Source organism: Paraburkholderia piptadeniae (genome assembly GCF_900007165.1).
In the GTDB taxonomy this organism is placed as follows: Bacteria; Pseudomonadota; Gammaproteobacteria; order Burkholderiales; family Burkholderiaceae; genus Paraburkholderia; species Paraburkholderia piptadeniae.
The window spans coordinates 1-5,270 of the sequence record NZ_CYGY02000112.1; the positions used below are offsets into that span (position 1 = coordinate 1).

4 protein-coding genes are annotated in these 5,270 nt (G+C 62.3%); 3 read left to right on the forward strand and 1 reads right to left on the reverse strand.

All coding sequences use genetic code 11. The annotated features are described in order from the left end of the window. The first annotated feature begins 141 nt into the window (after window positions 1-141). Both BN2476_RS40485 and tnpC read left to right on the forward strand, forming a co-directional pair. Window positions 142-3,138: a Tn3 family transposase gene (locus BN2476_RS40485; protein ID WP_087739770.1), complete on the forward strand. Its 2,997-nt coding sequence runs from the start codon at window positions 142-144 to the stop codon at window positions 3,136-3,138. Between the two features lie 6 nt (window positions 3,139-3,144). Then, window positions 3,145-3,516, forward strand: a complete 372-nt coding sequence (tnpC, locus tag BN2476_RS40490) for a Tn3 family transposase post-transcriptional regulator TnpC (protein WP_087739771.1) — start codon at window positions 3,145-3,147, stop codon at window positions 3,514-3,516. A gap of 66 nt (window positions 3,517-3,582) precedes the next feature. Here tnpC and BN2476_RS40495 read toward each other — a convergent pair whose 3' ends face one another. Next, the gene (locus tag BN2476_RS40495; RefSeq protein ID WP_235851184.1) at window positions 3,583-4,560 is read right to left on the reverse strand and encodes a site-specific integrase; all 978 of its coding nucleotides are present in this window, start codon (window positions 4,558-4,560) and stop codon (window positions 3,583-3,585) included. A gap of 111 nt (window positions 4,561-4,671) precedes the next feature. Between BN2476_RS40495 and BN2476_RS48880 the strand changes: the two genes are divergently transcribed. Next, window positions 4,672-5,270 (forward strand): TOTE conflict system archaeo-eukaryotic primase domain-containing protein (locus BN2476_RS48880; protein ID WP_438942946.1); only part of this gene is annotated, 599 nt, incomplete at its 3' end.

A 5,270-nucleotide genomic window follows, 5' to 3' on the forward strand; every position in this document is an offset into this window, starting at 1 on the left:
GGGGTAGCGGCAAGGTAAGCGTAAATTCCTATCATAAGCTTTGGGGTTATATAGACGCGCGGAATCATTTCGAACTGACCTGGTAACGACCTGATTTTCTTCGGCTAATCTGAGCGGCCCGCTGCGATCAAAACGACTCGCATGGCTACCATCGAACGTACTGCGTATCCGCGCTTTCCCACGGTTCTTGCCACGCGGGACCTGCAAGCCTGCTACACACCCCTGCCCGATGAACTGGAATGGGCGCGGCGGTCGTCCCGGGGCGAGCGCCCCCGGCTGGGTCTGCTGGTGCTCCTGAAAGTCTTCCAGCAGATGCATCATTTCCCGTCGCTCGACAGCATCCCGGTGGCCGTCGTCGAACACGTGCGCGCGGCGGCAAACATCGGTCCCGCAGTACGCTTCGGTTATGACACGCAGGCATCGCCGACGCTGTTCCGGCATTACGCCGCAGTGCGCGAGCACCTCGGTGTCAAGCCGTACTACGGCACCGACGCAGGCACGATTGCGACGCGAGCCGCACACACGGCTGCGCTGTCCATGGACCAGCCGGTCGACATCATCAATGCAACGATCGACGAACTGATCGCGCAGGATATCGAACTACCGGCTTTCTCGACGCTGGACCGGATTACCGAGCAGATCCATGCAAAGACCCAGGCGCGGCTTTTCCGGCGGGTCGCACGACGCCTGACCAATGAACAGAAGAACAATCTGGACCGTCTGCTGGCCCGCGACCTGTCAAGCCGGCAGACCGCCTATAACCGCATCAAGCGCCACGCGAGGCGACCATCGCGGCAGCACCTGGACCTGCTGATTGACCAGATCACCTGGCTCGACGAGATCGGGGACTTCACCATCGCGCTCGCCGGCGTCCCGGCGTCAAAGCTGCGCTCACTGGCCATGCAGGCGATGGCACTCGACGCGTCCGCCCTCCGGAAAGACACCCTTCCCGAGAAACGCTACACATTGATCGTGGCGCTGCTTAATCGCATGCGCGTGCGTGCCCGCGACGATCTCGCCGACATGTTCGTGCGACGTATGGGTGCGATCCACAAGCGCGCGAGCGACGAACTGGAGATCGTTCAGCGCAGGCAGCGTGACAAGGTCGAGGATCTCGTGGTCCTGCTCGATGGCGTCGTCGACATCCTTGCTGACGAGTCCGACGAGAGGACGATCGCGCAGTCCATACGAAAGTGGCTTGCACCGAAAGGTGACCTCGAACCGCTGCGTGAGAGCTGTGCCGAGATCCGCGCATTCAGCGGCCGCAATCACCTGCCGCTGCTCTGGAAGCATTTCCGGGCGCACCGTTCGGTCCTCATGCGTCTCGCCCGCACGCTCGAATGGGATTCCACGAGCCAGGTGCGGACGCTGCTCGATGCGCTCGTTGTTGTGCTGGAGAACGAAACGTTACACCGCGAATGGATCGATGCCGATGTGGACCTGAGTTTCGCAGCGGCACGCTGGCGCAAGCTTGTGCGGCGCTCCCACGGTGAAGGCGCGCCGACCAACCGGCGCTATCTTGAGCTGTGCGTGTTCTCGTACATGGCGGAAGAACTGCGCGTCGGCGACCTGTGCGTGTCCGGATCCGATGCCTACGCCGACTATCGCGACCATCTGCTGCCGTGGCGACAGTGTGAGCAACAGTTGCCCGACTACTGCGCGAAAGTCGGCCTGCCGGAAACGGGCAGCGAATTCGTTGCCCAACTGCGTCAGTGGTTGACCGTCACGGCGCGCAAGCTTGACGACGAATATCCACGCAAGCGCGAACATGTCACGATCGACCAGAAAGGCGAGCCGATCCTGCGCAAGACCATTGCAAAAGAAATTCCGGCCAGTGCGATCGCCCTGCAGGAGCGGATCAATGCGCGTCTGCCGACCCGTAATGTGCTCGACATTCTCGCGAACATCGAGCACTGGACGCATTTTACCCGGCACTTCGGACCGTTATCCGGGATCGATCCGCAGATACGCAAGGCGGCCGAGCGGTATTTGCTGACGATCTTCGCGATGGGCTGCAACCTGGGCCCGACCCAGGCGGCACGCCATCTCGATACCGACGTGACGGCGCACATGCTGTCATTCGTGAACCGTCGGCATATGAATCTGGACAGGCTCGAGGCCGCGCAGCGCGAGCTGATCGAGCTATACCTGCGGCTCGATCTGCCAAAGCACTGGGGCGACGGCAAGACTGTAGCGGCCGACGGCACACAGTACGACTTCTACGACAACAACCTGTTGGCCGGCTATCACTTCCGCTACCGGAAAGTGGGTGCGGTCGCCTACCGCCACGTCGCCGACAACTATATCGCGGTATTCCGGCATTTCATCCCGCCGGGCGTCTGGGAAGCGATCTATGTAATCGAAGGGCTGCTCAAGGCCGACCTGTCCGTCAAGGCCAACACCGTGCATGCGGATACGCAGGGACAATCAGCCGCCGTGTTTGCGTTCACCCATCTGCTCGGCATCAAGCTGATGCCCAGAATCCGCAACTGGAAAGACCTCGTGTTGTACCGCCCGGACAGCGACGCGAAGTACAGGCATATCGACAAGCTTTTCACGGCGACCATCGACTGGGTGCTGATCGAACGGCACTGGCAGGAGCTCATGCAGGTGGCGGTGTCGATCCAGGCGGGCACGATCTCTTCACCGTTGCTGCTGCGCCGCCTTGGCTCCGAGAGCCGCAAGAACCGCCTGTATCTCGCTGCACGCGAACTCGGCAACGTCGTGCGGACGGTCTTTCTGCTTGAATGGATCGGCAGCCGGGAACTGCGCCAGGACGTGACTGCAAACACCAACAAGATAGAGTCGTACAACGGTTTCGCGAAATGGCTGTCGTTCGGCGGCGACGTGATCGCGGAGAACGAGCCGGAAGAGCAGCAAAAACGGCTACGCTACAATGACCTCATCGCATCGGCCGTGATCCTGCAGAACACGGTGGACATGATGCGGGCCCTGCGCGACATGGTGGCCGAGGGCGAGAAGGTCCGCACCGAGGACATTGAATTCGTCAGCCCGTATGCGACGCACAACATTCGCCGCTTCGGGCGCTACCGGCTGCATCTGGAACGTCCGCCCGAAAGCTGGATCAACGATGCCCTGTTTGGCCGGGCGGCCCGGCCTCACGACGAAATGAGGTAACGCTGGATGAGTGCAAGAGCCGCGGTGACCACCACGCCCTACGGTGAAGTTGATGCCGCCGCACTGGAGGGGCTGCAGTCGCGCTATGACACGACGCGGGTGCTCGATGCGGTGGATACGCTCGACGAACTGCGCACAGGCCTTAACGATCCGGAAGGCCTGCGGGACGATCTGTTGCGCCTGCATGGCATCGCGCATGCACTCGTCAACGGTGCGAACTTCGCGGCAACAACCCGGGACGTGTCGATTGTCGAACAGATCGAGGACGTGCTCGACCAGATCGATCACTATGTCGCCGGGCTTTTATCGATCCGTGATGTGGTGCGCCCGCTCGAAGCGCTCCGCCATGAAGATCTGGCTGGTCCGGATCGCGATTGAGCTTGCAGCGAATCTCCCCCGGTACATGTCCGCCAGGGCGGCGTGGAGTGATGCCTCAATCCAGCGTTATGGCGCAGGCAATGCGAGGACTGGTAGTTCCTGCACGGCCGTGCCTGGCGTTGCGAGTGCCGATTCGATGCGGTGTTGCGCGAACGGATCGGCCGCGTCGATGTAGCGCATCGCAGAGCGCACGTCTTTCCAACCAACGTACTGCATCAGCATTTTCAGATCCCAGCCGTTCGAGTTGGCCCACGTTGCGAAGCCCCGCCGTAGTGAGTGACTGCTGTAGCTGTCCGGCACGGCCAGGCCTGCCGCATGGAAAAGCGCACGCAACAGAGGCACGAAGCTGCCCGCATGCAGTCCCTCGTCGCTGATGTTTCCCCAGCGGTCAATGCTCCGGAACACGGGCCCTTCCGTCAGGCCGGAGGCCGCAATCCACGCCTCGTAAGCCGTCACCGGACACAGCCGTGAAAGCGCCGGAGCCTTGAAGGTCGTGCCCAGCTGCGCGCGGTCGCCTTTCGTGCGCGGCAGGTACAGCGTCATGCCGCGGCCGGCTTCAACGGCTACGTGCTCGATCCGCAGCCGGCTGAGTTCGTCGGAGCGAAAGCCGCGCCAGAAGCCCAGCAGCACCAGGGCCCGGTTGCGAATGCACGCACTGCGGTCGCGCTCGTCTGCTTCCCTGGCGATCCGCTCATCGAGCCACGCTGTGAGCTTTTCGAGCTGCGCGAGCTGCATGGGCTTCGCCCGCTTCTCGGTTGCGGGATGCAGCGCGATGATACCTCTGAGGACCTTGCGCACATGCGGGGCTTTCGTCGGATCCGGAAAACCCTGCGTCTGATGCCATTGCGCAAGGGCTGCCAGCCGGGAGCGCAGGGTATTGACCGCCAGGGTTTCTGCGTGATCGGCAAGGTACCGCGCGATCATGTCAGCGCTCGCAGGCAGAAAGCCGCCCCATTCAACCTCGAAATGCCGGAGCGCCGACTGGTAACTGCGCCGGGTGTTTTCGCGCGTCGCGGCTTCGATGTAGCGATCGATGGCAGACATGGCTCGTGGGTAAAATCAGGTGATCTATATCGGAGACGATGATATGCAACAACGAACATGTGCGCCAGCCGGCGTGCTCGATGGGAGACGGGGGTTTCAACCGGTGAAGCAATGAACGAAGGCAAGCTGTCACAGGCAGACTGGGAAAATTTCACACGCGAGGAGCTGCTCGCCGAGCTCACACGCCTGCAGGCAGAAATCGCGCGGCTCACCGCCTTGCTGCCGGCAACGCTTCCGGCGCAGGCAAAGCCCGTGCGGGTGACCCGGAACGAACCATCGCCAGCAGTGCGAAACATGGGTACCCCCGTACTTTCGCCGGAGCAGAAGGCACAGCTCTTCCGGCGGCTCTTTCGCGGTCGCACGGATGTCTATCCGCTACGCTGGGAAAGCCGCAATTCCGGAAAATCCGGCTACGCGCCGGCGTGCGCCAACGAATGGCGCGCCGGGATCTGCGACAAGCCCCGCATCCGCTGCGCCGACTGCGGGCATCGTGTACTGCTGACGCTGGACGACCAGGTCGTCTATGCGCACCTGGCCGGCGATCGCACGGTGGGCCTCTATCCGCTGATGCCGGACGGCACCTGCTACCTGCTCGCTGTCGATTTCGACGAGGAAGGCTGGCGTGACGATGCGCAGGCGTTCCGGCAATCCTGCCTCGAGATGGACGTGCCCGTATCGCTCGAAATCTCGCGTTCAGGCAATGGCGCGCA